Source organism: Rhodoferax sp. GW822-FHT04A08 (assembly GCF_058801025.1).
Genome location: NZ_JBXAMW010000001.1, coordinates 113,455 through 140,282 on the forward strand (window position 1 = coordinate 113,455; position 26,828 = coordinate 140,282).

General features: G+C 62.9%; 25 protein-coding genes. 15 read left to right on the plus strand and 10 right to left on the minus strand.

All coding sequences use genetic code 11. The features are described from left to right. Window positions 1-48 precede the first annotated feature (48 nt). Entirely contained in the window at window positions 49-231 is a 183-nt protein-coding gene (locus AC1RMF_RS00545) for a hypothetical protein (RefSeq protein ID WP_493138709.1), read from the plus strand. A 75-nt stretch (window positions 232-306) separates the two neighbouring features. Here AC1RMF_RS00545 and bamC read toward each other — a convergent pair whose 3' ends face one another. From bamC to AC1RMF_RS00570, 5 genes are read right to left on the minus strand one after another with little or no spacing between them, the layout of a single operon-like run. Continuing rightward, complete coding sequence (gene bamC, locus AC1RMF_RS00550; protein ID WP_493138711.1) at window positions 307-1,392, minus strand: NlpB/DapX family lipoprotein; 1,086 nt, start codon at window positions 1,390-1,392, stop codon at window positions 307-309. Window positions 1,393-1,414: 22 nt separating this feature from the next. Further along, window positions 1,415-2,308, minus strand: a complete 894-nt coding sequence (gene dapA, locus AC1RMF_RS00555) for a 4-hydroxy-tetrahydrodipicolinate synthase (RefSeq protein ID WP_493138712.1) — start codon at window positions 2,306-2,308, stop codon at window positions 1,415-1,417. Window positions 2,309-2,342: 34 nt separating this feature from the next. After that, entirely contained in the window at window positions 2,343-2,918 is a 576-nt protein-coding gene (locus tag AC1RMF_RS00560) for a class I SAM-dependent methyltransferase (protein WP_493138714.1), read from the minus strand. Between the two features lie 13 nt (window positions 2,919-2,931). Beyond that, a complete protein-coding gene (locus AC1RMF_RS00565; protein WP_342618095.1) occupies window positions 2,932-3,057 on the minus strand; it encodes a hypothetical protein in 126 nt (41 codons plus the stop codon). 5 nt (window positions 3,058-3,062) lie between these two features. After that, complete coding sequence (locus AC1RMF_RS00570) at window positions 3,063-4,283, minus strand: MFS transporter (protein WP_493138717.1); 1,221 nt, start codon at window positions 4,281-4,283, stop codon at window positions 3,063-3,065. Window positions 4,284-4,425: 142 nt separating this feature from the next. Here AC1RMF_RS00570 and AC1RMF_RS00575 point away from each other — a divergent pair, with 142 nt between their 5' ends. The 10 genes from AC1RMF_RS00575 to AC1RMF_RS00620 all read left to right on the plus strand — a co-directional run bounded on the left by AC1RMF_RS00575 (window position 4,426) and on the right by AC1RMF_RS00620 (window position 15,955). Continuing rightward, entirely contained in the window at window positions 4,426-6,405 is a 1,980-nt protein-coding gene (locus AC1RMF_RS00575; protein WP_493138719.1) for a DNA topoisomerase IV subunit B, read from the plus strand. A gap of 71 nt (window positions 6,406-6,476) precedes the next feature. Then, window positions 6,477-8,858, plus strand: a complete 2,382-nt coding sequence (parC, locus tag AC1RMF_RS00580; RefSeq protein WP_493138721.1) for a DNA topoisomerase IV subunit A — start codon at window positions 6,477-6,479, stop codon at window positions 8,856-8,858. A gap of 94 nt (window positions 8,859-8,952) precedes the next feature. Next, window positions 8,953-10,128, plus strand: coding sequence for an FAD-dependent monooxygenase (locus tag AC1RMF_RS00585; RefSeq protein ID WP_493138723.1), 1,176 nt, complete (start codon window positions 8,953-8,955; stop codon window positions 10,126-10,128). Between the two features lie 135 nt (window positions 10,129-10,263). Then, window positions 10,264-11,739 carry an acid phosphatase gene (gene acpA, locus AC1RMF_RS00590; RefSeq protein WP_493139906.1) on the plus strand — a complete coding sequence of 492 codons (1,476 nt, stop codon included), beginning with the start codon at window positions 10,264-10,266 and terminating at the stop codon, window positions 11,737-11,739. 112 nt (window positions 11,740-11,851) lie between these two features. After that, complete coding sequence (locus tag AC1RMF_RS00595) at window positions 11,852-12,241, plus strand: PA2779 family protein (protein ID WP_342618089.1); 390 nt, start codon at window positions 11,852-11,854, stop codon at window positions 12,239-12,241. Beyond that, window positions 12,238-13,191 carry a PA2778 family cysteine peptidase gene (locus tag AC1RMF_RS00600; RefSeq protein WP_493138725.1) on the plus strand — a complete coding sequence of 318 codons (954 nt, stop codon included), beginning with the start codon at window positions 12,238-12,240 and terminating at the stop codon, window positions 13,189-13,191. The genes AC1RMF_RS00595 and AC1RMF_RS00600 overlap by 4 nt, the downstream gene beginning before the upstream one ends. Before the next feature lie 57 nt (window positions 13,192-13,248). Further along, window positions 13,249-13,611 (plus strand): cupin domain-containing protein, encoded by a 363-nt coding sequence (locus AC1RMF_RS00605; RefSeq protein WP_493138727.1) that lies wholly within the window; start codon window positions 13,249-13,251, stop codon window positions 13,609-13,611. A 282-nt stretch (window positions 13,612-13,893) separates the two neighbouring features. Then, window positions 13,894-14,073: a BON domain-containing protein gene (locus AC1RMF_RS00610; RefSeq protein WP_493138729.1), complete on the plus strand. Its 180-nt coding sequence runs from the start codon at window positions 13,894-13,896 to the stop codon at window positions 14,071-14,073. A 27-nt stretch (window positions 14,074-14,100) separates the two neighbouring features. Then, window positions 14,101-14,622 (plus strand): DUF1697 domain-containing protein, encoded by a 522-nt coding sequence (locus tag AC1RMF_RS00615; protein ID WP_493138731.1) that lies wholly within the window; start codon window positions 14,101-14,103, stop codon window positions 14,620-14,622. A 112-nt stretch (window positions 14,623-14,734) separates the two neighbouring features. After that, window positions 14,735-15,955 carry a WD40/YVTN/BNR-like repeat-containing protein gene (locus AC1RMF_RS00620; RefSeq protein WP_493138732.1) on the plus strand — a complete coding sequence of 407 codons (1,221 nt, stop codon included), beginning with the start codon at window positions 14,735-14,737 and terminating at the stop codon, window positions 15,953-15,955. A gap of 52 nt (window positions 15,956-16,007) precedes the next feature. Here AC1RMF_RS00620 and AC1RMF_RS00625 read toward each other — a convergent pair whose 3' ends face one another. The 5 genes from AC1RMF_RS00625 to hutC are packed head-to-tail and all read right to left on the minus strand — an operon-like array spanning window position 16,008 to window position 20,856. Continuing rightward, complete coding sequence (locus AC1RMF_RS00625) at window positions 16,008-17,396, minus strand: formimidoylglutamate deiminase (RefSeq protein ID WP_493138734.1); 1,389 nt, start codon at window positions 17,394-17,396, stop codon at window positions 16,008-16,010. A 10-nt stretch (window positions 17,397-17,406) separates the two neighbouring features. Beyond that, window positions 17,407-18,216, minus strand: coding sequence for an N-formylglutamate deformylase (gene hutG, locus AC1RMF_RS00630; RefSeq protein WP_493138736.1), 810 nt, complete (start codon window positions 18,214-18,216; stop codon window positions 17,407-17,409). After that, window positions 18,213-19,433, minus strand: a complete 1,221-nt coding sequence (gene hutI, locus AC1RMF_RS00635) for an imidazolonepropionase (RefSeq protein WP_493138738.1) — start codon at window positions 19,431-19,433, stop codon at window positions 18,213-18,215. The genes hutG and hutI overlap by 4 nt, the downstream gene beginning before the upstream one ends. Then, window positions 19,430-20,140: a HutD/Ves family protein gene (locus tag AC1RMF_RS00640; protein WP_493138740.1), complete on the minus strand. Its 711-nt coding sequence runs from the start codon at window positions 20,138-20,140 to the stop codon at window positions 19,430-19,432. Before AC1RMF_RS00640 ends, hutI begins: the two co-directional genes overlap by 4 nt. Then, window positions 20,137-20,856, minus strand: a complete 720-nt coding sequence (hutC, locus tag AC1RMF_RS00645; RefSeq protein ID WP_493138742.1) for a histidine utilization transcriptional repressor HutC — start codon at window positions 20,854-20,856, stop codon at window positions 20,137-20,139. Before hutC ends, AC1RMF_RS00640 begins: the two co-directional genes overlap by 4 nt. Before the next feature lie 82 nt (window positions 20,857-20,938). Here hutC and hutU point away from each other — a divergent pair, with 82 nt between their 5' ends. From hutU to AC1RMF_RS00665, 4 genes are all read left to right on the plus strand, one after another. After that, window positions 20,939-22,645 carry a urocanate hydratase gene (hutU, locus tag AC1RMF_RS00650; protein WP_493138744.1) on the plus strand — a complete coding sequence of 569 codons (1,707 nt, stop codon included), beginning with the start codon at window positions 20,939-20,941 and terminating at the stop codon, window positions 22,643-22,645. Between the two features lie 100 nt (window positions 22,646-22,745). Beyond that, window positions 22,746-24,293 carry a histidine ammonia-lyase gene (hutH, locus tag AC1RMF_RS00655; protein ID WP_493138746.1) on the plus strand — a complete coding sequence of 516 codons (1,548 nt, stop codon included), beginning with the start codon at window positions 22,746-22,748 and terminating at the stop codon, window positions 24,291-24,293. Between the two features lie 43 nt (window positions 24,294-24,336). After that, complete coding sequence (locus tag AC1RMF_RS00660; protein WP_493138748.1) at window positions 24,337-25,542, plus strand: LysR family transcriptional regulator; 1,206 nt, start codon at window positions 24,337-24,339, stop codon at window positions 25,540-25,542. A 111-nt stretch (window positions 25,543-25,653) separates the two neighbouring features. Beyond that, window positions 25,654-26,826, plus strand: coding sequence for an ABC transporter substrate-binding protein (locus AC1RMF_RS00665; RefSeq protein WP_493138750.1), 1,173 nt, complete (start codon window positions 25,654-25,656; stop codon window positions 26,824-26,826). The last annotated feature ends 2 nt before the right edge of the window (window positions 26,827-26,828 follow it).

Below are 26,828 nucleotides of genomic sequence, written 5' to 3' on the forward strand. Positions count from 1 at the left end.
AAGACAATTTCCGGAAATTGTTTCGTTAACTCACTTTAGTCTATAACCATGAACAAATCTCTCGTTTTGGCAGCTGTGATCGCTGCTGCTGCCCTGGCTGCTTGCGGTAAGAAAGAAGAAGCTCCTGCTCCTGCACCCGCACCTGCTGCTGCTCCTGCCGCTCCTGCTGCTGACGCATCTGCTGCTGCTCCCGCTGCCGCTCCTGCTGCTGACGCATCTGCAGCCAAGTAATTTATTTACTGGCAACAAAAAAGCCACCTTCGGGTGGCTTTTTTGTTGCTTGCGACGGGTGTCGCAAGGACTGGCTTACTTGATGTCGTCCACGATGACCTTGGCAATGCGTTGCGCGCTCGCGGAGGTATCGGGAGCGCCCTTGCTATCTAGTACGGACACGGTGGTGACGTCCCCCTGGCTCTTAAGTGCAACCTGGAATTTGGTCGCTTCAGCCTGCTTGGACGAGCTGCCGAAGAGCTTGCTGAAAAAGCCCGGCTCCGTGCTGTCGACATCGGTGGGGACGTAACGCACGAAATAAATGCCTTGTTTGCGGTCGCGGTCTTCCACAGTGAAGCCTGTGCGGTCCAACGCCAGTCCAACGCGGCGCCAGGCGCGATCAAATCCTTCGCTGATCTGTACGACCGGGTGCCCATTCTGTGTGGCAAGGGTGGCCAGCGATTTGGCGGCGGCGGTGTTGGCAATCTGGGATTTGGCCTGCTCAGTGGACGCTCCCAACTTCACCATCAGGCGACGCAGAAATTCAGCTTCCAACTCGGGGTCGGTTGCGCGAGGTTGCCAAATTGTCTTGTCGGAGCGCTCGGTAGTGTAGACCTCCACCAACCCACGGTGGCTGATGTAGATCTCGGTTTCGCCGGCGGCATTGGTTTCCAGGCGCGTACGGAACTTGTCCCGTTCGGCAGTGGAATACACGGAGTCCAGTATCTTTCCGATGGAGTTGCGGATGAAGTCCTGTGGAATCTTGGCGCGGTTCTCGGCCCAATCCGTTTCCATGATGCCCAGATTGCTCTGGTCCATGGCCAGCAGAAAGCCGTTTTCCTGCCAGAAATCCTTGACAGGCTCCCACAGCTTGTCGGCAGGGCGCTTGACTACCAGCCAGCGCTGGTTGCCTGCCCGCTCCACGCGAACGTCACCGAGCTCGGGAACCGCCACGGGTGCCTTGCTGACCGTGGTATCTACGGTTTTCACGCTGGAGGCGGATACGGCACCGTCGACCATGGTGTAGCGGGTGTCTTTGGAGAGTTGTGTCAGATCCGGCGGAACAATGAGCGTTGGCGCTTTGGCTGCGCTGCGGTAGTCCACCTTGTCGGATTCCAGCGCTGAGCAGCCGGCCAATGCCAGGGCTGTGCCCAATGCGGTCACTTGAATAATCGATTTCACAAATTTCCTTGGTGTACGTGGCTTAAATCAAGCCGGTGGAACGCATCACACCTTCCAGCATCTGCTGGCTGGGTTGTGTCAATGTGGTCAGCGGCAGGCGCAGATAGCCCTCGCTGAGGCCCATGCGTGCTACTGCCCACTTCACGGGGATGGGGTTGGATTCAACAAACAGAGCTTTGTGCAGCGGAAGCAATTTGCGCTGGATAGCCATGGCGCCGGCCGCGTCCCCGGCAATGGCCGCCATGCACAACTCGTGCATGAGGCGCGGTGCCACGTTCGCGGTCACGCTCACATTGCCGTGTCCTCCGCAGAGCATGAGCGCCACGGCGGTGGGGTCGTCGCCGGAGTAGATGGAAAAGCCTTGAGGCGCTTCCTTGATCAACCACTGCGCGCGTTCAATGTTGCCGGTGGCTTCCTTGATGCCGACGATGCCGGGCACCTGAGCCAGACGCAGCACCGTGTCGTGCGCCATATCGGCGACCGAGCGGCCGGGCACGTTATAGAGAATGACCGGCAGGTCCACGGCTTCTGCAATGGCCTTGAAATGCTGGTACTGGCCTTCCTGCGTGGGCTTGTTGTAATAGGGGACAACCTGCAACTGGCTGTCTGCGCCAACCTTCTTGGCGAAGCGCGCCAGCTCGATGGCTTCCTTGGTGGAATTGGCGCCGCAACCCGCCATGATGGGTACCCGGCCTGCAGCCTGTTCCACTGACACGCGGATGATTTCGCAATGTTCTTCAACACTGACCGTGGGGGACTCGCCTGTGGTGCCGACGACACCGATGCAGTCAGTTCCTTCGGCAATGTGCCAGTCAATCAGCTTTCGCAGTGCCGCGTAATCCACCGCTCCGTCTTCGAGCATAGGGGTAACCAGGGCAACAATGCTGCCCCGCAAGGGACCGTGTGAAGAGTTCATGGAGTGCCAATAGTTCGGTAAACGCGCATTTTACCTAGAGAGTGTGCCGCGCCATTTCCAAATGTCCGGCATCTGGTAAAGCTGGGGCAAAAGCCACGATACGTTGGACAAACCGGTCAGGAGACGGCAAAAAACCATTCTCATAGGCCACGATCTGCATTCCGGCACATGCCTGCAACAGTTCGCCAGCCTGCAGAAGAAAGTCGGGACGGGACGGGCGGCCTACCGTTTCGTTGCCCGCGGCAAAGGTTTCGTACAGAAAATACCCACCCGGCGCAACGCTGCTCACCAGTGTGGGCAGCAATGGCCGCCAGAGGTAATTGGTGACGACCACGGCACCGAAGGTGCGCAGGCCGTTTGCATCGGCCAATGGCCAGGGCCCAGTTTCAATGTCGGCCTGCAGCAGATGGGCTTGCGGCACGTTCTGCTGCGCGGCAGCGATGTCTTTGTCCACACCCCACACGGCGTGACCACGTTCCGCAAACCATTGGAGATGACGGCCGCCGCCACAGGCCACGTCCAGCACGGAGCAGTCTGCAGCGAGCAGATGCGTCCATCGGGTGATCCAGGGGGATGGTGCAGAAAGGTTGTGGGCAGCGGCAGTTGTCATTCGGACTCAGGGGCTAAAAGCAGGACCATAGCTGATTGCTGAGCTGCACCAGAAAGTCCGCTCTGCTATACAGGGCGAACACCGCAGTCAGCAAGGCCACAACCACCAGCATCACGGACCAGCGCGCGTTGCGTCGCATGGGGTTCAGGCCGATTGCGGCTGTACGGCGCGCGCAATGGCGCGCTCCTTGATGGGCAGATTGACCAGTGCGGCTGCCACACCCAGGGCAATGGCGATCAGCCAGACGCTGTCGTAGCTACCGGTCTTGTCATACAGATAGCCACCCAGCCATACGCCCAGAAAGGAACCGATCTGGTGACTGAAAAACACAAAGCCGCTCAGCATGGACAGGTGGGCCACCCCGAAAATTTGCGCCACAGTGGCATTGGTGACTGGTACCGTTGAAAGCCACAACAGCCCCATCACACTGGCAAACAGATAGACCGACGCAGGCGTCAGCGGCGCCAGCAGGAACAGGGTGATGGCGACCGAGCGGGCAAGGTAGATGAACGCCAGGATCTTGCGCTTGGCAAGGCGCTGGCCTAGCACGCCGGCGGCGTAGGTACCGAACACGTTGAAAAGCCCCACCAGGGCCAAGGCGTAGCTCGCCACCTGAGGCGAAAGCCCCTTGTCCTTCAGATAGCTGGGCATGTGTACGCCAATGAATACGACCTGGAAGCCGCAGACAAAATAGCCCGCCATCAGCAACTGGAAGCTGGGGTACTTGAAGGCCTCGCGCATGGCTTGCAGGATGGATTGATCCCGGTGCATATGGGCATGGCCGCCGAAATCCGGCTCACGCAGCCCCCAGGCCAGCGGTGCTATCAGCAGGGTCGCAAATCCCAGCAATACCAAAGCCTGCTGCCAGCCGAAATGGCTGATCAGAAACCCCTCGGTGGGCACCATCAGAAATTGCCCGAAAGATCCTGCCGCCGCCGTGACTCCCATGGCCCAGGAACGTTTGTCTGCTGGCACATTGCGACCGATGACTCCATACACCACCGCATACGTGGTGCCCGACTGGGCCACACCGATCAGCACGCCGGCGCTCATTGCAAACAGCAGGCCACTGTCAGCGTAAGCCATGCCCAAAAGGCCCAGGCAGTAGGCGGCCGCACCTACCAGAATCACCCGGAAAGAGCCAAACCGGTCAGCCAGCATGCCGGCAAAGATGCCGGCCACACCCCAGGCCAGATTCTGGATGGCAATGGCAAAAGCAAAGGTTTCGCGACTCCAGCCACGGTCCTGCGTGATGGGCTGCAGCCACAGACCAAAGCCATGGCGAACGCCCATGGCCAGCGTGACGATCATGGCGCCGCAGACGAGCAACTGAAGTATGGATATACGTTTTTGTGTTTCAGGCATGCCACCTAATGTAGCCAATCTGTATAAGGTCAGGAACGTAGTCCCGTACCAGCCCTGTTGCCGACGTGACAATCAGCCGCGTGCCGCGGTTGGCTGTCTTTTTGTACAGTGAAAAATCAATCACCCACTACAATGCGCGCCTATGTCAGCCAAACCCCCCTCATCCAATTCCGACTATTCAGAAGGCTCCATCCGCGTCCTCAAGGGCCTGGAGCCGGTCAAGCAGCGCCCGGGCATGTACACCCGCACCGACAACCCGCTGCACGTCATCCAGGAAGTGCTGGACAACGCCGCCGACGAAGCGCTGGCCGGGCACGGCAAGAAGATCAAGGTCTGCCTGCATGTGGACGGTTCGGTATCCATCGAAGACGACGGCCGCGGCATTCCCTTTGGCATGCACCCCGAAGAAAAGGCCCCGGTCATTGAGCTGGTGTTCACCCGCCTGCATGCCGGTGGCAAGTTCGACAAGGGCAAGGGCGGTGCCTACAGCTTCTCCGGCGGCCTGCACGGCGTGGGCGTGAGCGTAACCAACGCCCTGGGCAAGCGCCTGGAGGCCACCAGTTACCGTGAAGGATCGGTGGCTCGCATCGTGTTTGAAGGCGGCGACGTGACCGAGCCGCTGCAGGTGCGCAAAGTGGGCGAAGGCGACCGCAAGTCCGGCACCACCGTGCGCGTCTGGCCCGATCCCAAGTATTTCGAGTCCGCTGTGTTGCCCATGAACGAGCTGACCCACTTGCTGCGCAGCAAGGCGGTGCTCATGCCCGGCGTCAGTGTTTCCCTGTTGAACGAAAAGACCAAGGAAACCCAGACCTGGCTCTACAAAGGCGGTCTGCGCGACTACCTGATGCAGTCGCTCAACGCCGAGCCGGTGATTCCGCTGTTTGATGGTGAAGGATTTGCCGACAGCCAGAGTGAGCAGTTTGCCGATGGCGAAGGCGCCACCTGGTGCGTGGCCTTCACCGAAGACGGTCAGCCCGTGCGCGAGAGCTATGTCAACCTGATTCCCACCAGCGCAGGCGGTACGCATGAAAGTGGTCTGCGCGACGGCCTGTTCACCGCCGTCAAGAGTTTCATCGACTTCCACAGCCTGTTGCCCAAGGGCGTGAAGCTCATGCCTGAGGATGTGTTTGCGCGCGCAAGCTATGTGCTCTCGGCCAAGGTGCTGGACCCGCAGTTCCAGGGGCAGATCAAGGAACGGCTGAATTCTCGCGATGCGGTGCGGCTGGTTTCCGGCTTTGTGCGTCCAGCCCTGGAGCTGTGGCTGAACCAGCATGTGGAATACGGCAAGAAGCTGGCCGAGTTGGCCATCAAGGCGGCACAAACCCGCCAGCGGGCTGGCCAGAAGGTGGAAAAGCGCAAGAGCTCCGGCGTGGCCGTGTTGCCCGGCAAGCTCACCGACTGCGAGAGCCGCGACATCCTCTACAACGAGGTGTTCCTGGTGGAGGGCGACTCTGCGGGCGGCAGCGCCAAGATGGGACGCGACAAGGAAAACCAGGCCGTGCTGCCCCTGCGCGGCAAGGTGCTCAATACCTGGGAAGTAGACCGCGACCGCCTGTTCGCCAATACCGAAATCCACGACATCTCGGTGGCCATCGGCGTGGACCCGCACGGCCCCAATGACGAGCCCGACATGAGCGGCCTGCGCTACGGCAAGGTCTGCATCTTGTCCGACGCGGACGTGGACGGTTCCCATATCCAGGTCTTGCTGCTCACGCTGTTCTTCCGCCACTTCCCCAAGCTGATCGAGACTGGGCACGTGTTTGTCGCGCGTCCGCCGCTGTTCCGCGTGGATGCACCGGCGCGCGGCAAGAAGCCTGCAAGCAAGGCTTACGCGCTGGACGAAGGCGAGCTCACCGTGATTCTGGACAAGCTGCGCAAGGAAGGCGTGCGCGAAGGCGCCTGGACCATCAGCCGCTTCAAGGGCCTGGGCGAGATGAATGCCGAGCAGTTGTGGGACACCACGCTGAACCCGGATACGCGTCGTCTGTTGCCGGTGGCCCTGGGGGCCATTGATTTTGGCCAGACCGAGGCGTTGATCACCAAGCTGATGGGCAAGGGTGAGGCGGCGGCGCGGCGCGAGTTGATGGAGTTGCACGGGGACTCGGTAGAGGTGGACGTCTGAAGCTCCCACACCCCGGACTTCGCCGCTGTGGGTACACCCGCCGCGCAAACATTTAGTTGAACAAGACAAACATGACCGACCAACCAATCATTGATCTCACTTCACCCGACGGCGGCGGTGATGACCAACTCAACCTGGCCACATACGCCCAGCGCGCGTACCTGGAGTACGCGCTCAGCGTGGTCAAAGGCCGGGCCTTGCCTGATGCCTGCGATGGCCAGAAGCCGGTGCAGCGGCGCATTCTTTACTCCATGTCGCGCATGGGCCTGGGCTTTGGCGGACCCAATGGCAACACCGGTGCCAAGCCGGTCAAGAGCGCCCGCGTGGTGGGCGACGTGCTGGGCCGCTTCCATCCGCACGGAGACCAAGCCGCCTATGACGCACTGGTGCGCATGGCGCAGGACTTTTCGCAGCGCTATCCGCTGATCGATGGCCAAGGCAATTTCGGTTCACGCGATGGCGATGGCGCTGCAGCCATGCGCTACACCGAGGCACGCTTGGCCAAGATCACCACGCTGCTGCTCGACGAAATCGACCAGGGCACGGTGGACTTCCAGCCCAATTACGATGGCTCCACCGAAGAGCCCAAGCAGTTGCCCGCGCGCCTGCCGTTCTCCCTGCTCAATGGCGCCAGCGGCATTGCGGTGGGACTGGCCACCGAAATCCCCAGCCACAACCTGCGCGAAGTGGCCGATGCCTGCGTGGCCCTGATCAAGTCGCCGCAGCTCAGTGATGAAGAGTTGTTCACGCTGATACCCGGCCCGGACTTTCCCGGTGGCGGCCAGATCATCAGCCCGGCTGCCGACATTGCCGACGCCTATCGCACCGGACGCGGCTCGCTGAAGTGCCGCGCGCGCTGGAAGATCGAGGACCTGGCACGCGGCCAATGGCAACTGGTGGTGACCGAGTTGCCACCGGGCGTAAGTACCCAGCGCGTGCTGGAAGAGATTGAGGAGCTGACCAACCCCAAGGTCAAGGCCGGCAAGAAGGCGCTGTCGCAGGAGCAGACCCAGCTCAAGGCCAGCATCCTGGCGGTGCTGGATGCAGTGCGTGACGAGTCCGGCAAGGAAAACGCCGTGCGTCTGGTGTTCGAGCCCAAGACCAGCCGCATTGAGCAGCAGGAGCTGATCACGGCCCTGTTGGCACACACCAGTCTGGAGTCGTCCTCGCCGGTGAACCTGACCATGGTGGGGCTGGACGGCAAGCCCACGCTCAAGTCGTTGCGCCAGATGCTGCAGGAATGGATCAGCTTCCGCCAGACCACCATCGAGCGGCGCTCGCGCCATCGGCTGGGCAAGGTGCTGGACCGCATCCACATCCTCGAAGGGCGCCAGACGGTGTTGCTCAATATCGATGAGGTGATCGCCATCATCCGGAGTAGCGACGAGCCCAAGGCGGCGCTGATTGCGCGCTTCAACTTGAGCGACCGGCAGGCCGAAGACATCCTGGAAATCCGCCTGCGCCAACTGGCGCGCCTGGAAGCCATCAAGATCGAACAGGAGCTGTCCGAACTGCGCACCGAGCAGGGCAAGCTGGAGGAAATCCTCAATAGCCCGGCTGCATTGCGACGCCTGATGATCAAGGAGATCGAAGCCGACGCCAAGACCTTTGCCGACGCCCGCCGTACCCTGATCCAGACCGAGAAGAAGGCCGTGGCCGAAGTCAAGGTGGTGGACGAACCGGTGACTGTGGTGGTGAGCCAGAAGGGCTGGGTGCGCACGCGCTCCGGCCATGGTCACGAGGCCAGCAGCTTTGCCTTCAAGGCCGGAGACGGCCTGTACGACACCTTTGAGTGCCGCAGCGTAGACACGCTGCTGGTATTCGGCTCCAACGGACGCGTGTACTCGGTCGCGGTATCGCTGCTGCCGGGCGGGCGCGGTGACGGCCAACCGGTGACGACTTTGCTGGAACTGGAAAGCGGCACCCAGCTGCTGCACTACTTTGCCGGACCGGCAAGCGCCACCCTGTTGCTCAGCAGCAGCGCGGCCTATGGCTTCCTTGCCAACGTGGAAAGCATGGTTTCGCGCCAGAAGGCGGGAAAGGCCTTTGTCACCTGCAACGCGGGCGAGACCTTGTGCAAGCCGTCCCTGGTGAGCGGCGCCCATGGGCGCGTGACCACGGCCGGTACGCCGGCCACCATGGTCCCGGTAGCCACGCATGTGGCCTGTGCCTCCACGGGCGGGCGCATTCTGACCTTTGAAATCGGCGAACTCAAAGCCATGGAGAAGGGCGGGCGCGGCTTGATGCTGATCGATCTGGAGCCCAAGGACACCTTGGCAGGCGCGGCAGCCTATACCCGCAGCATCCGCATCGAAGGCATTGGCCGCGGTGGCAAGGAGCGCGAGGAAACCCTGGAAATCCGCAGCTTGAACAATGCCCGCGCCGCCCGTGCACGCAAAGGCAAGGCGGCCGATCTGGGCTTCAAACCCACTGGCATCACGCGGGTCGAGTAAGCCCGTATTTCCGTCGGAGCCGGGCTCGCCCGGTTGTTGATTTGGCGCAAATGCGCTGTCAGCAAACCTCAAGACGGTAATTACACAATGTGTCATGCATAAAAAATTGCTGATAGCGGGCGGGGGAATCGGTGGACTGGCGGCTGCCCTGGCCTGCGCGCGTGCGGGCTGGAGCATGGAGTTGCTGGAACAGTCCCCGGTCTTTGGAGAAGTCGGTGCCGGCATCCAGCTCGGGCCGAACGTGGTCAAGGTGCTGCGAGAGATGGGATTGGAGCCGGGCCTTCAGCGCGTGGCAGCCTACCCCAGTCAGCTGGAAGTGCGCAACGCGGTGTCCACCGAACGCTTGGCGGTGTTCCCCCTGGGCAAGGTGACGGAGCAGCGTTATGGCGCGCCTTACGTGTCGATCGCCCGTGCCGATATGCATACCTTGTTGCTGGATGCGGTGCGCCAACACGACAGCGTGGGGCTGCACCTGGATTCGCGCCTGGCAGGCATTTCCACGACAGACCACAGCGTGCGCGTTGAGACCGTGCAGGACCAGGCATTCGAGGCGCCCTTGTTGGTGGGGGCCGACGGCTTGTGGAGCCAGGTACGCAAGGAGGTCATCGACGATGGCGCTCCGCGCGTGACCGGCCACCTGGCGTTTAGGGCCATGCTGCCGCAAAGCACCTTGCCCGTGCCACTGCGCAGCCAGGTCGTCACCGCTTGGATGGGGCCGGACTTTCATGCGGTGCATTACCCGGTGCGCGCAGGCGAGTGGCTCAATGTCGTGTGCATTGTGCACGGCAAGGTGGTGGGTGATCCGCAGTCCTGGGACCACAGCGCCAATGCCCACGAGCTGCGCAGCCGCATGTCCCAGGCGCGTGGCGCCTTGCGGGATCTGATTTATGCCATTGACCAATGGCGTCTCTGGCCTCTGTGTGACCGCGAACCCATGGGCAGCGCAGCCGAGCACGCCAAGGGTCGCATTGCCCTGCTGGGGGACGCAGCCCACCCCATGCGACCTTATCTGGCGCAGGGTGCCGGCATGGCGATCGAGGACGCGGCGGCCTTGGCTCGCTGCATCAGTGAAACGCCGCAGGAAATACCGCACGCCTTGCGGCGCTATGCCGAGATGCGCTGGCAGCGCAATGCCAGGGTGCAGGCACGTGCCATCCAGAACGGCAAGATCTACCACCTCAAGGGTCTGGCGCAGGTGGGACGCGACCTGTCGCTCAAGCTGCTGGGCGCAAGGCTGATCGACGTGCCCTGGCTCTACAACGGCCCCTGATACGCGCGCAGAGCGGCGTAACATGGCGCCTCCACAGGAGACGCCATGAAGTCCTTTCGTACCTATTCTTTTGAAGCTTGCAACGCACTGGCGCAAAGCGCCCGCGTAGCCGCCGTGCTGACTCTGGCCGGGGCCATGGCGGCATGTGCCAGCAGCAGCACCAAGCCCGACGCGGCAAGTCTGGATCGCATCCAGAACGTGGTGGTGATCTATGCCGAGAACCACAGCTTTGACAACATCTATGGCCTGTTCCCCGGCGCCAACGGCATTGCCAACGCCACCGCAGAGCAGAAGCTGCAACTCGACCACGACGGCACGCCGCTCAAGGAACTGGTGACCTTCGGCGCCGATGGCAAGCCGGATGATCGCTATCCCCGCATGCCCAATGCGCCATTCCGTATCGATGCGTCTCCGGTCAACCGTGCCACCAACCAGATCGTGCCCAGCCCCACACATCTGTTCTACAACAACCAGGAGCAGATCAACGGCGGCAAGAACAACCGCTTTGCCGCCATGTCGGCCGTAGGCGGCTGGGTCATGGGCTATTACGACGGCAGCCAGTTCCGCATGTGGCAATGGGCGCGCGATTACACCCTGGCCGACAATTTCTACATGGGCGCATTTGGCGGCTCCTTCCTGAATCACCAGTACCTGGTGTGTGCCTGCGCTCCGCGCTTTGAGAATGCACCAAGCTATATGCGGGCCCAACTTGACGCCAGCGGCAAACTGCTGAAGAAGCCCACGTCTCCTTCGGCCAATGCCGGCGCGGTGCAACTGGTCAGCAGCAACGGTGGCCAAGTCACCCCGGACGGATACGCGGTCAACACCACGCAGCCTCCTTACCAGCCCAGCGGCGTGGTACCGGCAGCCGGCGGGCCGCTGGAAATGGCCAATCCAAACGGCGTGGCGCGCAACGGCGGCAATCCGGAGTTGCCACTACCACCACAAGCCACCAAGACAATTGGCGACACCCTGTCGGCCAAATCGATTGACTGGGCCTGGTATGCAGGCGGCTACCAGCGCGCCTTGGCTGACGGCACACAGGACCCCACCGTGCCGCGCAAGGTGATCTACACCAAGTCGCCAGACTCACCCAACTTCCAGCCGCACCACCAGCCTTTCAACTACTTCGCCAATTACGCGCCCGGCACCGAAGCGCGGGCGCGCCATCTGCGTGATGGCGAGGATTTCCTGAAGGCCATTGATGCCGGGCAATTGCCACCGGTGGCGTTCTACAAACCGGCCGGTGTAAATACCCAGCACCCCAGCTATACCGACATGATTACGGGCGACCGCCATATTGCTGATCTGCTGGACCGGCTCAAATCCAGTCCGCAGTGGAAGAGCATGCTGGTGATCGTCACCTACGACGAGAACGGTGGCTATTGGGACCATGCAGCGCCACCCGCCGCGCCCGGTCTATCTGATCGTTGGGGTCCGGGTACTCGCATTCCCACCTTGCTGATCGGCCCCATGGTGAAGAAAGGCTATGTGGACTCCACCAGCTATGACACCGGCTCCATTCTCAAGCTGCTGACCCGCAGGTTCGGCCTGGAGCCACTGCCGGGCGTGCGTGAAAAGGTGGGAGATCTGACGGGAGCCCTGCAATAGGAAGTTCGTGTTGCGCGTCCGACTGTGGACGTGGATTTTGTGAATGGATGTAAGGTTGTTTGACTTTGCATGTGCAGGCCCTACGCTGTGCGCATTTACCTCACGCAATCCCATGAATCAGTTCAAACGTCTGACAGCCTCTCTCCTGATTTGTTCCACCACGCTGCTGGGCATGCCACTGGCGGCCCACGCAGGCATCGTGTCCAGTGCCGACGTGCTGGCAAGCCAAGGACAGACAGACGCCCGCGCCAAGGTCAACGCAGTGCTTGCGCGTGAGGACGTGCGTGCCGGCTTGGCTGAGCGGGGACTGAGCACCGAGCAGGCACAGGCGCGCGTGCAGGCCATGTCCGATGAAGAAGTCGCACAGTTGGCGGGCCGTATCGATCAGGCCCCTGCAGGTGGTGATATCTTGGGCGTCGCCTTCACCATCTTCATCATTCTGCTCATCACCGACATCCTGGGTCTGACCAAGGTGTTTCCGTTTACCCGCGCAGTGCGATGAATCCGGCGCGCCTGGCGCGCTGCCTTGCGGAGCTGGCTGGAGCCTTGCTCCTGGTGCTGCTCAGCGCCTGTGCCACGCCGCAGGTTAGCCGTCTGCAATCGGACGCGGGTGATCTGCCTGCTACAGGCAGCGTGTCCGGCGTTCCTTTTTTTGCACAAAAGGAGTACGAATGCGGGCCGGCGGCGCTGGCCATGGTCCTGTCTGCCGCAGGTGTGGCGGTTACCCCGGATGAGCTGGTGCAGCAGGTCTACTTGCCAGCCCGCAAGGGTTCGTTGCAGGTGGAAATGCTGGCCGCGACACGGCAGCGTGGTCTGCTGGCCTACAGGCTGCAAGCCAACCTGAAGGACTTGCTGGCCGAGGTGGCAGCGGGACATCCGGTACTGGTCTTTCAGAACGTTTCACTGCCGATCTACCCGGTCTGGCACTACGCCGTGGTGATTGGCTATGACCTGCAGCGCAACACCATCACATTGCACTCGGGCGAAACCGCATCCATGGAGATGTCGCTGTTCGCTTTTGAGCGCACCTGGGAGCGCGGCAATTACTGGTCCATGCTGGCCTTGCCTGCGGGGCTGTTGCCGGCCACGGCCGATCTGCCGTCACTCGCCCGCAGTGCTGCGGATCTGGAGGCGCAACAACCCCAAGTCGCGCTGGCCACCTACAACGCCGCACTTGCGCGTTGGCCAGGTGATGCCAACCTGCTGCTGGGGCAGGGCAACAGCGAATATGCCCTGGGCCAGATTCCGGCGGCGATTCAGGCTTACCGGGCTGCGGTACAAGCGCGCCCCGACTTTGCCGACGCATGGAACAACCTGGCGCAAGCGCAGCTGGATGCGGGCAACCGTGTGGCGGCCGCGCAGGCCATCGCAGAAGCGGTCAAGCTGGGTGGCGCAAGGCTTGCGCAATACCAGGCATTGCAGACACAGATCCAATCCGCCACACCCCAATGAGGTGTGCACTGCGCCTTTACGCTTGTCGTTGGCACACCGGTACGCTAGGCTTGTGGCATGCAAAAACTCAGTGATATCAACGGGCCGGGCGAAGATTACTTTGTCGCGGAAGAAAAGCGCATTGCCGGCAACCCCAGGCAAACCGTGTGGATGCAATACACCGATGCCACCGGCCAATTCATGGTCGGCTTCTGGCGCAGCCAAGTGGGCAAATGGAAGATCGCCTATACCGAAGAGGAGTACTGCAGCATGCTCGCGGGGGTGAGCGTGATCACCCATGCGGACGGCACCGCCATGACGGTGCGTGCGGGTGACAGCTTTGTCATTCCGCGCGGCTTCGTGGGGACCTGGGAGGTGCTGGAAGAAACCACCAAACGCTTCGTGATGTATGACAGGGCTGTATCTGCAGACCATGCGTAGTGCGTGCGGATGGCTTCTGGCCGGGTTGCTGGGTTGCGCAGCGGCGCTGGCGCAAGATGAGGAGCGCGCCAATTTTCTGGAGATCCCGTTCCTGCAAGTCACCGACGGCATCAAGACTTGTCCGCACCAGCAAGAGCCGCGGATGACCCGTGCGCAGGCCGTTGCGCAATCCCATTCACGGGCCGAGCGCGGCACCAGTTGCTTCCAGGCTGGCCGTTGCCGGTTGCCCAATGCCTATCTGTACGACAAGGAAATCATTCCGAGGGTGAACAGGCCATACTGGTGGACGGGCGATTCACGCATACCAGCATCTGGGTCGAAGGCCAGCGCCGCTGGGTATGGCTCAAGGGCTGTGCAACGAGCAGGGCAGAGGCGCAGGCCGTGGAAGACTTGGTCCGTAGTATTGATGACGTGGAGGCAGTGGTAAATGAGCTTTCTATTCAGTTGCCTGCGGGCCAGTAAGGTACGGTGGCATGCCTTGCAGGGGGCATGGGCATGACGCGGTATGTGGCCCTGCTGCGAGGCGTCAGCCCGCAAAATGCCAAGAGCGCAGATCTGGTGCGCGCTTTTGAGAGTGCAGGCCTTACCAAGGTCCGTACCGTGCTCTCCAGTGGCAACGTGGTCTTTGACAGCCGCACCTCCAGCGAAGCGCGGCTCACGCGCCAGATTGAGGATGCATTGCAGCAAAGCTTGGGGCGTTCTTTTCGCACCATCTTGCGCACCCGCACTTTCCTGCAGGAACTGCTGGACGCAGACCCGTTTGCAGCACACGCCGTTCCCGAGGGGGCCAAGCGGGTGGTGAGTTTTCTGCCGGACGTGTCCGCGCCCAGGATTGCGCTGCCGCTCAGCGTAGACGGTGCCTTTGTGCTGCAGCAGGTCGGCCGCGAAGTTTTCACGGCCTATGTGCCAAGTGAGAAAGGTCCGGTGTTCATGCAACTGATCGAAAAGGCCTTTGGCTCCGAGGTGACGACACGGACCTGGGACACGGTGCGCAAATGCTCAGTTGCGTGACCGAAAGGGCGGGTGACCAGCCGCCACCGGCAAAGGCATCTTTACACCTGCTTTAAATTGCGCCTGGGGTGTCGAACCATAATGACCTGACACCACAAAAAGTGATCTGACAATGCCTCTGCGCGCCCTCCGTTTCCTGCTCTCCGCCTTGCTTTTTTCAGCCCTTCTCACTGCATGTGGAGGTTCCGGCAGCAGCGCACCGCCGCCTGTTGGTGGCATCACTGTCACACCGGGCAATGGACAGGTAACGATCACCTGGACGCAAGCCGCCGGTGTGGAGTACTGGCTCATGTATGCACCAACGGCAAACCCCATTGACATCAAGAACCCGCCAGGCGGGCATGTGTGGCTGACCGCCATTACTTCGCCGTATGTGCTTACCGGGCTCACCAACGGCGTGACCTATTCGTTTGCAATGAATGCCCGCACCGGAAGCGGACCGGGCGGGGCGCAAACACCTTCGGTGTCGGCCACGCCGCGTGCTGCTGGGACCAGCGGACTCTGGACGGCAGGTACGGCGCTCGCCGGTGACTTGCGCAGTCTCACCACCGATGGTACCAACTATGTGAGCGTGGGGACGCAAGGCGCGATCTACACATCCACCGACGGCCTCAACTGGAGCACCGTTACCGATGCCACCACCGGAACCAACGACCTGAACTCGGTGCTGTACTTCAATTCAACTGTTGGCTACGTGGTGTCTGATGCCGCCAAGCACATTTACTATGGCACCGATCTGACGGCCCTGACCCTGGCCCAGACCGGCACCAGCAATATCAACGCATTTGCCAGCGACGGCACCAATCTGGTTGCGGTGGGGAACAGCGGCACCATTCTTCGCAGCACCAACGGCTCCACCTGGACTGCGGCCAGCAGCGTACCTGCTGCGGCCAATCTGCATTCCGTGGTGTATTCCAGTGGAATCTGGGTGGCGGTGGGTGATGCGGGCGCCATCTACGTCAGCACCGACAGCGGCGCCAACTGGACCATTCCCGGCGGCAGCTACGCCACGGTGACCAGCAACCTCAGGGGCATTGCCGCCAATGGAACGGCTTTTGTCGCCGTGGGTGACAGCGGTACCGTGGTGACCAGTGCTGACGGATCCAGCTGGACGTCACTGACCCTCTCGGGCAGCGTCAACCTGTACGCGGTGAAAGCCTCGTCGGCACAACATGTGATTGTGGGGGCCGCAGGCAGTGCGTATGTCAGTACAGACGGTTCCACCTGGACGGCCCAGACCACCAACCTCAGTGGTGATCTGTTGGCATTGATTGGTTCGCCCACGGAATACTTTGTGGTGGGTACCAGCGGTACCAACGCCATTTCCAAATAGCGCCGTAGAGCGTCAAGCGGCCCTTCGGGGCCCGGGCTGGTCCATGGACCGCTCAGGGATGCAAGCCGTTCATGGCTTCGAGGAAATCCCGAGCCAGCGGCTCGCCACGCAGATGGCGCCCCTGCGCCACCACTTGCTGCCCGGCCACATAGACCGCGTCTATCGCAGGCGTATCGCAGGCAAACACATAGGCATCCAGTGTGTGGCTGCTGGGTATGCCCAAGAGGCCACTGGCGCGCGGGTTGAGAACCAGCATGTCGGCGCGCGCTCCGTTCTGCAGCCCCCAGCGTTTCTGGCCGGCGGCCTGGCCACCGGCGGACAGGGCGGCTTCCAGCAGGCGCCCAGCGGTTGCGCTTTGGCCGGTGGCCGGGCTGGCTGCCACATTACGCTGTTGCAGCCGCATGCGCTGGCCATATTCCAGCCAGCGCAGCTCTTCGTTCCATTGACGGCACACATGGCTGTCCGAGCCGATGGCCATGGGCACACCATGTTGCAGCCAGGTCGGCAGGTCGGCAAATCCATCACCCAGATTGCCCTCGGTACTGGGGCAGATCACGATGCCCGCGCCGCCGGCGGCAACAGTTTCAATTTCAGCGGGTTCGGTATGCGTGGCATGCACCAGCTGCCAGCGTGCGTCCAAAGGCAGCGCGTCGCATAGCCAGGCGATGGGGCGTTTGCCGGTGTGCGCCAGGCAGTCGCGCACCTCCTGCATCTGCTCGGCAATGTGGATGTGAATCGGCATGTCGCTGTCGCCCACTTGTTCCAGTAGTTGCGTGATGGAAGCGGGTGATGCAGCACGTAGCGAGTGGACGGACACGCCGGCATTTACCAATGGCCGGCCGGACTGCGCAACGGTTTTCTGCAGCCCGGCAATGAAGTCGGGGGTGCCGGCGAAGCGGCGCTGGTCATTGCGCAGGTTGGGTTGCGCAAAGCCGGCGCGCTCATAGAGCACCGGCAACAAGGTGAGCCCCATGCCCGCGTCGGCCGCGCCATCGGCGATGGCCCAGGCCATGGTGGCGGGGTCTGCGTACGCCAAGCCTCTGTCGTCATGGTGCAGGTAGTGGAATTCACACACTTGGGTGTAGCCGCCCAGCAGCATTTCCGCATAGAGCTGGGCCGCCACGGCGCGCATCTGTTGCGGTGTGATGCGCAGGGCTACGCCGTACATGCGGTCGCGCCATGACCAAAAATCATCCTGGTCGGACGCGCGCCGCTCCGACAGGCCGGCGAATGCGCGCTGGAAGGCGTGGCTGTGGGCGTTCACCATTCCGGGCAGTACCGGGCCGGGCAGCACAGTGGCATGCTCTGGCGCGGTTGCGACGTCCGGTGTGATGTCTGTCCAGTACCCCTGCGCGTTGGCCTGCAGACAAACCTGGTGCTTCCATTGGCCGTCTACCCAGGCCAGAGGTGCCCAGAAAAAAGAGGTGCTTGCATTGGTCATGGTGCGGTTCTCAGCTGGGCTGCCACGTCAACATCGTCTGCACCAACTGCTGCAGCAGCGGTCGCACACGCGCCGCGCGTGTTTCGTCCAGTCCGTACGGCGGCGTCTCTGGCATGTAGCAGCTCCAGCACATCTCCAACTGCACGGCATGCCAGCCCTCCTGCGGACGACCAAAGTGGCGCGTGATGTGGCCGCCCTTGAAGCGACCATCCACCACATGACTGAATGCGCTCTGCTGTGCCAATACCTGGGCCAATGCTTCGCGCAAATCGGGCGCCACGCTGGCGCCATTGACCGTGCCCAGGTTCAAATCCGGCAGGCGACCGTCGAACAACCAGGGCACTTCGGACTTGATGCTGTGGGCGTCGAACAGCACCGCGTGACCATGGGCTGTGCGCAGGCGCGTGAGCTCAGCTTCCAGCGCATAGCGATAGGGGCACCAGTAGGTTTCTATGCGACGGGCTATTTCGGCATCGTCCGGTGCCATGCCCTCACGGTACAGCGGGTCTCCTGTGAAGAAGCGGGTAGGGCACAGCTCGGTGTTGTTGGCGCCCGCGTACATGGGGGTGTTTTCGCTGGGGCGGTTGAGGTCAATCACATAGCGCGAGTAGTGCGGCACGATCATGCTGGCGCCGGTACTGCGCACAAAGTGGTAGAGCTTGTCCAGGTGCCAGTCGGTGTCTTCCACCTGCAGCGCGCGCTCCACAAAGCGAGGCTGCAATTCAGGCGGAATCACGGTGCCCACATGCGGCATGCTGACCAGCAATGGTTTGCTGCCGGGGTACAGTGTGAATACTTCGTTGTGAATGGTCTTTTTCATAGGTCTCGCTCCTGGGCGCCTACGATAACGCGCTTGCACGGGTTGGTGCCAAACCAATAGGCCAGCTCGTTGGGGTGTGCAACATCCCACACACAGAAGTCGGCGCGCTGGCCTGCAACCAACTGGCCGCGGTCAGACAGACCCAAGGCCTTTGCCGCATGCACGGTCACACCCCGTACGGCTTCTTCCGGTGTCAGTCGGAACAAGGTGCAAGCCATGTTGATCATTAACAGCAGGGACAAGCCCGGCGACGTGCCCGGATTGTGGTCGGTGGAGACTGCCATCGGCACGCCGGCTGCACGCAGCGCGGCAATGGGTGGCAGCTTGGTGTCGCGCAGAAAATAGTAGGCACCGGGCAAGAGCACGGCCACCGTGCCGCTCCGGGCCATGGCGGCAATGCCGGCTTCACTCAGGTGTTCCAGGTGGTCGCACGACAGTGCACCGAACTCCGCAGCCAGCGCAGCGCCGCCCTGGTCGCTGAGCTGTTCGGCGTGCAGCTTGACGGGCAACCCCAGGCGGGCAGCGGCTTCAAATACGCGGCGCGTCTGCGCCGGGCTGAAGCCGATGTTTTCGCAGAACGCGTCCACGGCGTCGACCAAGCCTTGCGCATGCAGCGCGGGCATCCAGGCGCAGACGGCGCCCACATAGTCATCGCTGCGGCCTTCGAACTCGGGAGGCAAGGCATGCGCTCCCAGGTACGTGGTGCGAACGGCAACAGGCAAGGTACGCCCCAGTGCGCGGGCCACCGCCAGGCTGCGCGCCTCATGTTCCAGGCTGAGGCCGTAGCCGGACTTGATCTCCACGGTGGTCACGCCTTCGCGCATCAGGACTTGCAGCCGCTTGCCCGCATCCGCCAGCAACTGGGCATCGGACGCGGCGCGGGTGGCGGCCACGGTGGAGCGGATGCCGCCGCCCGCGCGGGCGATGTCCAGGTAGCTGGCTCCCTGCAGCCGCATCTCGAATTCATGCGCGCGGTGGCCACCATAGACCAGGTGCGTGTGGCAGTCGATCAGACCGGGAGTGACCAGTGCGCCGCCCAGATCGTGGGTGACGTTGATCTTCTGTGTGAACTGCGCAGGCAATTCCGACTCGGCACCGACCCAGTGCAGCGTCTCGCCCTGGGTGAGGATTGCGCCGTGTTCGATCAAACCCCAGCCAGCGGAGCCAGCCAGCGTGGCCAGCCGGGCATTGCGCCACAGAGTCAGTGAATAGGTCATGGGGTGGGCCCAGGTGTGTAGCCCAGCCACCAGGCGGCAGCGGGCTGGTTGTGGAGGGGTGTGAAGTGCATGGGCGCTGCGTTGGCGGCTTCGGACCACAGCAGCGTGTGTGCTGCGAGTTCCATGGACTGCGTGCCTTGGGTCCAAGTGCCAGCGACTGCGGTGTACAGGCCGCCCATGGCGAAGGTGCAGGTCCAGTCGGGGGACTGTTCCACCGCCAGCACAGTGGCATTGCCGCCGCGTGCCATGAGGTTCAGGTCTTGCGTTGGACCGCTTATCAAAGAGCAACCGGGTGCAAGGCCGCCATCAAAGTGCAGTGGGGCATGGCCCGGTAGCAACTGGTGATCCCGCGTATGGCCATCGGCCGTAGGCATGTGCAGCACCACCCCTTTGCCACTCAGCACCACAAACCAACGCTGCACGCCAGGGAACGCAGAGAAAGGGCCACTGGCAGCGATGTCGGCACGGCTGATGCGCAATTGCCATTCTGTGTCAGCCTGGGTGGCGGTGGGAGTCTGGGCAGCAATGCGCTCTGCTCCGTGTCCCCCGCCTGCTGCGCAGGCTCCTCCTTTACCTGCGCAGAGCGCATTGCCGCCCAGACTCCCGGGGACAGGCGGCCACACCAAGAGTTCGCGGGTTTGGCCGCCGCCGTTGCGCCAGGGGTGGGGGGGCTGGTCGTCTGCGCGAATGATTTGGATGGTGCTCATGGCTTGAAAGCACCGCTGATCTGGTAGCGCGTACCCGGGTGTACCAACCGCGCCAGCGTGATGGGCACGCCGCGGTTGATGGTGCGGCGTACCACGATGAGGCAGGGGTCTTGCACGCCAATGCCTAGCAGTTGCGCCTCTTGCGCGGTGGGGCTGGCGGCTTCGATGGAATATTGCGCTTCCCACAGCGGCGCCACCTGCAGCAGGTATTGCGTGGGCGTGATGGTCTGGAAATCCACGTCCAGATAGTCCGGCGCGCAGGCCGGGTTTACGTAGCGGTCTTCGCACTGCAGGGGTACGCCGTTTTCGCTGTGCACGATAAGGCTGTGAAACACCGTGCTGCCGACCTCTACGCCCAATTGCGCCGCCAGGTCGGCCTTGGCCTTTTCCTTCTTGGCAAACACCACGCTGGCCTGGTGGGTATGGCCGCGGGAGACGATCTCGTCGTGCAGATCGCGGATGGTCAGGGTGGACGACACGCGCGACAGGTGTGCCGCAAAGGTGCCCACACCCTGCACGCGGGTGACCAGCCCTTCGGCCTGCAGCTCGCGGATGGCGCGGCCCACCGTCATGCGGCTCACTTCAAAGCGCTGCACCAGCTCGGCTTCGGACGGCATCTGGTCGCCGGGAACCCAGCGGCCGCTGGCCAGGCCTTCCTTCAGGTAGGCCTTGACCTTGGAATAGGGCGCGTGGGTGGATGGCTTGTTGGAAGGCATGTGCAAATTGTAGTTGCATAGACATGTCTAGACAAGTACACTCGTGCCGAAATTCGCCCCCCTTTTGCTTTCAGGAGACACCATGACCAACCTCGCCGACATTCAGCACGCCGCACAACCGCATCCCGTACGCGCCCCGCGCGGCACGGCCATCACCTGCAAGAACTGGCTGATCGAAGCCGCCTACCGCATGATCCAGAACAACCTGGACCCGGAGGTGGCTGAGAACCCCGACGCCCTGGTGGTGTACGGTGGCATCGGCAAGGCCGCGCGCAACTGGGATTGCTATGAGGCCATCCTGGAAGCGCTGAAAAACCTGAACGAAGACGAAACCCTGCTGGTGCAAAGCGGCAAGCCCGTGGGCGTGTTCCGCAGCCATGCCGACGCACCCCGCGTGCTGATTGCCAACTCCAACCTCGTGCCCAAGTGGGCTACCTGGGAGCACTTCCATGAGCTCGACAAGAAGGGCCTCATGATGTACGGCCAGATGACGGCCGGCAGCTGGATCTACATCGGCAGCCAGGGCATCGTGCAAGGCACCTACGAGACCTTTGTCGAAGCCGGCAAACAGCACTACAACGGTGATCTGGCCGGCCGCTGGATTCTCACGGCCGGTCTGGGTGGCATGGGCGGTGCGCAGCCTCTGGCCGCCAGTTTTGCAGGTGCGTCCTCCCTCAACATCGAATGCCAGCAAAGCCGCATCGACTTCCGCCTCAAGACGCGCTATGTGGACGAGCAGGCCGCTGATCTGGACGACGCATTGGCCCGTCTGGAAAAGTACAGCAAGGAGAAGAAGGCCGTGTCCATTGCCCTGTTGGGCAACGCGGCAGACATCCTGCCCGAGCTGGTCAAGCGCGCCAAGGCCGGCAGCATCCGCCCCGATATCGTGACCGACCAGACTTCGGCCCACGACCTGGTCAACGGTTACCTGCCCAGCGGCTGGACGGTGGAGCAGTGGCGCGCCGCCCAGGCCAACGACACGCAACACGCAGCACTGCGCATCGCCGCTGCCAAGAGCTGCGCCGTGCATGTGCAGGCCATGCTGGACTTCCAATCCATGGGTGTGCCCACGGTGGATTACGGCAACAACATCCGCCAGGTGGCGCTGGACCAGGGCGTGCAGAACGCCTTTGACTTCCCCGGCTTCGTGCCCGCCTATGTGCGCCCGCTGTTCTGCCGCGGCAAAGGCCCGTTCCGCTGGGTGGCGCTCAGTGGTGATCCGGAAGACATCAAGAAGACCGACGCAAAGATGAAGGAGCTGTTTCCCGAAGACGCGCACCTGCACCGCTGGCTGGACATGGCGGGCGAACGCATTGCTTTCCAGGGTCTGCCCGCACGCATCTGCTGGATCGGCCTGGGTGAGCGCCACCGCGCCGGCCTGGCCTTCAACGAGATGGTGAAGAACGGCGAACTCAAGGCACCCATCGTCATCGGCCGCGACCATCTGGACAGCGGTTCCGTGGCCTCCCCCAACCGCGAGACCGAATCCATGCGCGACGGCTCGGATGCGGTGAGCGACTGGCCTCTGCTCAATGCCCTGCTCAACACCGCGGGCGGCGCCACTTGGGTCAGCCTGCACCACGGCGGCGGTGTCGGCATGGGCTACTCGCAGCACAGCGGTGTGGTCATCGTGGCCGATGGCACCGATGCAGCGGCCAAGCGTCTGGAGCGCGTGCTCTGGAACGACCCCGGCACCGGCGTGATGCGCCATGCCGATGCGGGCTATGACATTGCCGTTGCTTGCGCAAAAGAGCAAGGCATGAACTTGCCCATGTTGAAGCACCCCTGAGCGCCTTTGGCGCTTCCCCTCAAGGGGACGATACCGGCGGCCTGGCGGAGCCAGTTCCACGGTATCTCTGCTTGAACTACCCACATTTTTCGAGAATCACATGAGCAAAATAAATCTGAACCCCGGCCACTTCACATTGGAGCAATTGCAGGCTATTCACGCGGGCGTGTGCCAGCTGGAATTGCCGGAAGCGGCACGCGGCGTGGTGCGCGCTGCGCATGCCTTGGTCAAGGCTGCAGCCGATGGAGACGCGCCGGTCTACGGTGTCAACACCGGCTTTGGCAAACTGGCCAACAAGCGTATCGACAAGCACCAGCTTGACGCCTTGCAGCGCAACCTGATCCGCTCCCACAGCGTGGGCGTGGGCGAGCCGCTGGTCGCGCCCATCATGCGGTTGATGATGGCTACCAAGGCGGCCAGCCTGGCACGTGGCTACTCCGGTTGCCGCGAGGTGGTGATCGACACGCTGCTGGCCGTGCACAACGCGGGCCTGGTGCCCTACGTGCCCTCGCAAGGCTCAGTGGGTGCATCGGGTGATTTGGCACCCTTGTCGCACATGACCCTGGCACTGATGGGCGAGGGCGACATGCTGGTGGACGGCGTGCGCGTGCCGGCTCTGCAAGCCTTGCAGCAGGCGGGCATCACCCCGCTGACGCTGGAGGCCAAGGAAGGGCTGGCGCTCATCAACGGCACCCAGACCTCCACGGCGCTGGCACTGCATGCCTTCCTGAGTTTCGAGCCGGTGCTGGAGGCCGCACTGGTCATCGGCGCACTCACGCTGGATGCGGCGCGTGGCAGCGATGGCCCGTTTGACCCGCGCATCCACGCGGTGCGTGGCCAGCCCGGCCAGATCGATGTGGCGCAGTACTACCGTGCGCTGCTCCAGGGCAGCGCCATTCGCCAGTCGCATGCCGAAGGCGATGACCGCGTGCAGGACCCGTACTGCCTGCGTTGCCAGCCGCAGGTGGTGGGTGCCTGCCTGGACCAGATGCGCCATGCGGCGCGCATTCTGCTGATCGAGGCCAATGCGGTCACCGACAACCCGCTGGTCTTCGCAGACAACGGTGCGATGATTTCTGGGGGGAACTTCCACGCGGAGCCCGTGGCTCTGGCCGCCGATGGCATGGCTCTGGCCATTGCCGAAGTGGGCGCCATTGCCGAGCGGCGCATTGCCATGCTGATCGACAGCGGTGTATCGCGTCTGCCGCCTTTCCTCACACCCGACGCGGGCCTCAACAGTGGCTTCATGATTGCGCATGTGACAGCCGCCGCGCTGGCCTCGGAGAACAAGTCCATGGCCCATCCTGCCAGCGTGGACAGCCTGCCCACCAGCGCCAACCAGGAAGACCATGTGTCCATGGCCACCTTTGCGGCGCGCCGCCTCCAGGGCATGATCAGCAACACCTCCAACATCCTGGGCATCGAGCTGCTGGCGGCTGCACAGGGCATCGAATTCCTGCGCCCGCTGCGCAGCTCGGATGCACTGGAAGCCGTGCACGCCCTGTTGCGCAAGGACATTCCCGCCCATAACGTGGACCGCTATCTGGCGCCGGACATCGCCCATGCGACGCAGCTGGTGCGCGACGGCTCGGTGGCCCATGTGCTGCGGGGCCTGACGGGCTTGCCTACGCTGTGGGTTCCGGTCTGAGTCCCATCTAACCTGCCCAGGGCGGGGGGCTATAGTGCGCGGCATGGAATTGCTGCCCCACCTCCGACCCTTGCGTGCCCTGGTTGCCGTGGTGCAGGCCGGCAGCAGCCAGCGGGCTGCCACCCTGTTGCATGTGGCGCAGTCATCGGTGGCGCGCGCCGTGCAGCAGCTGGAGTCGGCCATGGACGGCGCACTGCTGCTGCGCAGCGGACGCGGCATGCAGCCCAATGCGCTGGGCCAGCGGCTGGCGCTGCGGGCGCAGCGTGCCCTGGAATTGTTGGCAGCAGCCGATTGCCACAGGCGTCGCGCTTCCACCGTCTCTTGGACCGACAGCCCCCTGGCGCTGGGGCTTTCGCAGCGCCATGTGCAGACCCTGCTGGCGCTGCAGCAGTCTGGCAGCGAGGGCAAGGCGGCCCAGGCGCTGGGCTTGAGCCAGTCGGCAGTGCACCAGTCCTTGAGCCAGCTGGAGCATCTGGCAGGCAGCACGTTGTTCGTGCGCACACGCGGCGGTCTGCGGCTGGACGAGACCGGTGCAAACCTGCTGCGGGCCGTGCAGCTGGCATTGGCCGAATTGCGCCAGGCCGAAGATGAATGGCCGCAAGCGCACGGGCGGTTGCAGGGCCGGTTGACCATCGGTACGCTGCCGTTCTCCACCACCATGCTGCTGGCACCTGCGGTCAGCCGCGTGCTCGACATGCAGGCGGATGTGCAGGTCGCCATCGTAGACGGCACGTTCGATGCATTGGTGCAGCAGCTGCGCAGTGCGCAGATCGATTGCATTGTGGGTGCCTTGCGTCCCACGTCCCCCGCCGCCGATGTGCAGCAGGAAGTGCTGTTTGAAGATCGTCTGTCCGTGGTGGCGCGACGGAACCATCCGCTGGCACAGCGTCGCACCTTGCAATGGCGCCATCTTGCCCAGGCGCAATGGGTCATGCCCATGCCCCAGACCCCGGCTGCTGCCGCGTTTGCGCAGATGCTCCAGTCGGCCGGCATGCCGGCACCGCCGGATGCATTGCACGTCAACAGTGCCTTGATGATGCTGGCCTTTCTGGCCGAGGGTGACCGGCTGGCCCTGATGTCGCCCCGCCAGGTGGCGCGTGAGCTGGCGCAAGGGCAGTTGGTGGAGTTGCCGCTGCCGGTGCGGCACACGCCGCGCCGCATTGGCGTGATGCTGCGCGCCGGCTACCTGCCCACACCGGCCGCTGCGCAGTTGCTGGAGGCCCTGCGCGCCGTGGCTGCGACGTTGTAGCTAGTTGCCCCATAAGCGATTTGCATAGCAGAGCAGGGCTTTGCATTGGACGCTTCGGAGGCGTGTTCCCACAATCGGCGCATTCCATAACAACCATTTGAAGAGACAACCATGCGCAAACGTCTGCTGCTCCAATCTGTCGCTGCTGCTTCCCTGCTGTGCAGCCTGCCGCTGTCCTACGCACAGGATGCGGTGTTCAAGATCGGCCTGATACTGCCGCTCACCGGCCCCTTTGCTTCCACCGGCAAGCAGCTCGAAGCCGGCGCGCGCCTGTACCTCAGCCAGCAGGGCGATACCGTGGCCGGCAAGAAGGTGCAGCTCATCGTCAAGGACGATACAGGCGTGCCCGATGTGACCAAGCGCATGGCGCAGGAGCTCATCGTCAATGACAAGGTGCAGGTGCTGGCAGGCTTTGGCCTCACACCGCTGGCCATGGCCACTGCGCCCATTGCCACCCAGTCCAAGACGCCCATGGTGGTGATGGCCGCTGCCACCTCCAGCGTGACCGACGCGTCGCCCTACATCGTGCGCACCAGCTTCACCGTGCCCCAGGTGGTGACCATACTGGCCGACTGGGCCATCAAGAACGACATCAAGAAGGTGGTGAGCCTGGTGAGCGATTACGCACCGGGTGTGGACTCTGAAACCTTCTTCAACCAGCGCTTCACTGCGCAGGGCGGCACGGTCATCGAGGCCTTGCGCGTGCCCTTGCGCAGCCCCGACTTTGCACCCTTCCTGCAGAAGGTGCGCGACGCCAAGCCCGATGCGCTGTTCACCTTTGTGCCGGCCGGAGTCGGTGCGGCCCTGATGAAGCAGTTTGTCGAGCGCGGCATGGACAAGACCGGCATACGCGTCATCGCCGAAGGCAGCGTCACCGACGACGACATCGTGGACGGCATGGGCGAAGTGGCGCTTGGCGTGGTGACGGCACACCATTACTCGGCCGCGCACAACTCGCCGCTGAACAAGCGCTTTGTCGAAGCCTTCGGCAAGGCCAACAACGGGTTGCGACCCAATTTCATGGCGGTGGGCGCCTATGACGGCATGCACGTGATTGTGGAAGCCGCCAAGGCCAGCAAGGGCGCAGGCAACGACGCGCTGCTGCAGGCCATGAAGGGCCAGTCCTTCGAAAGCCCGCGCGGCCCGGTCAGCATCGACGCGCAGACCCGCGACGTGGTGCACAACATCTATGTGCGCAAGGTGGAAAGAATCGACGGCAAGCTCTGGAACAGCGAAGTGCAGACCTTCACCGCGGTGAAAGACCCGGGCAAGGCGGCGAAGTAAAC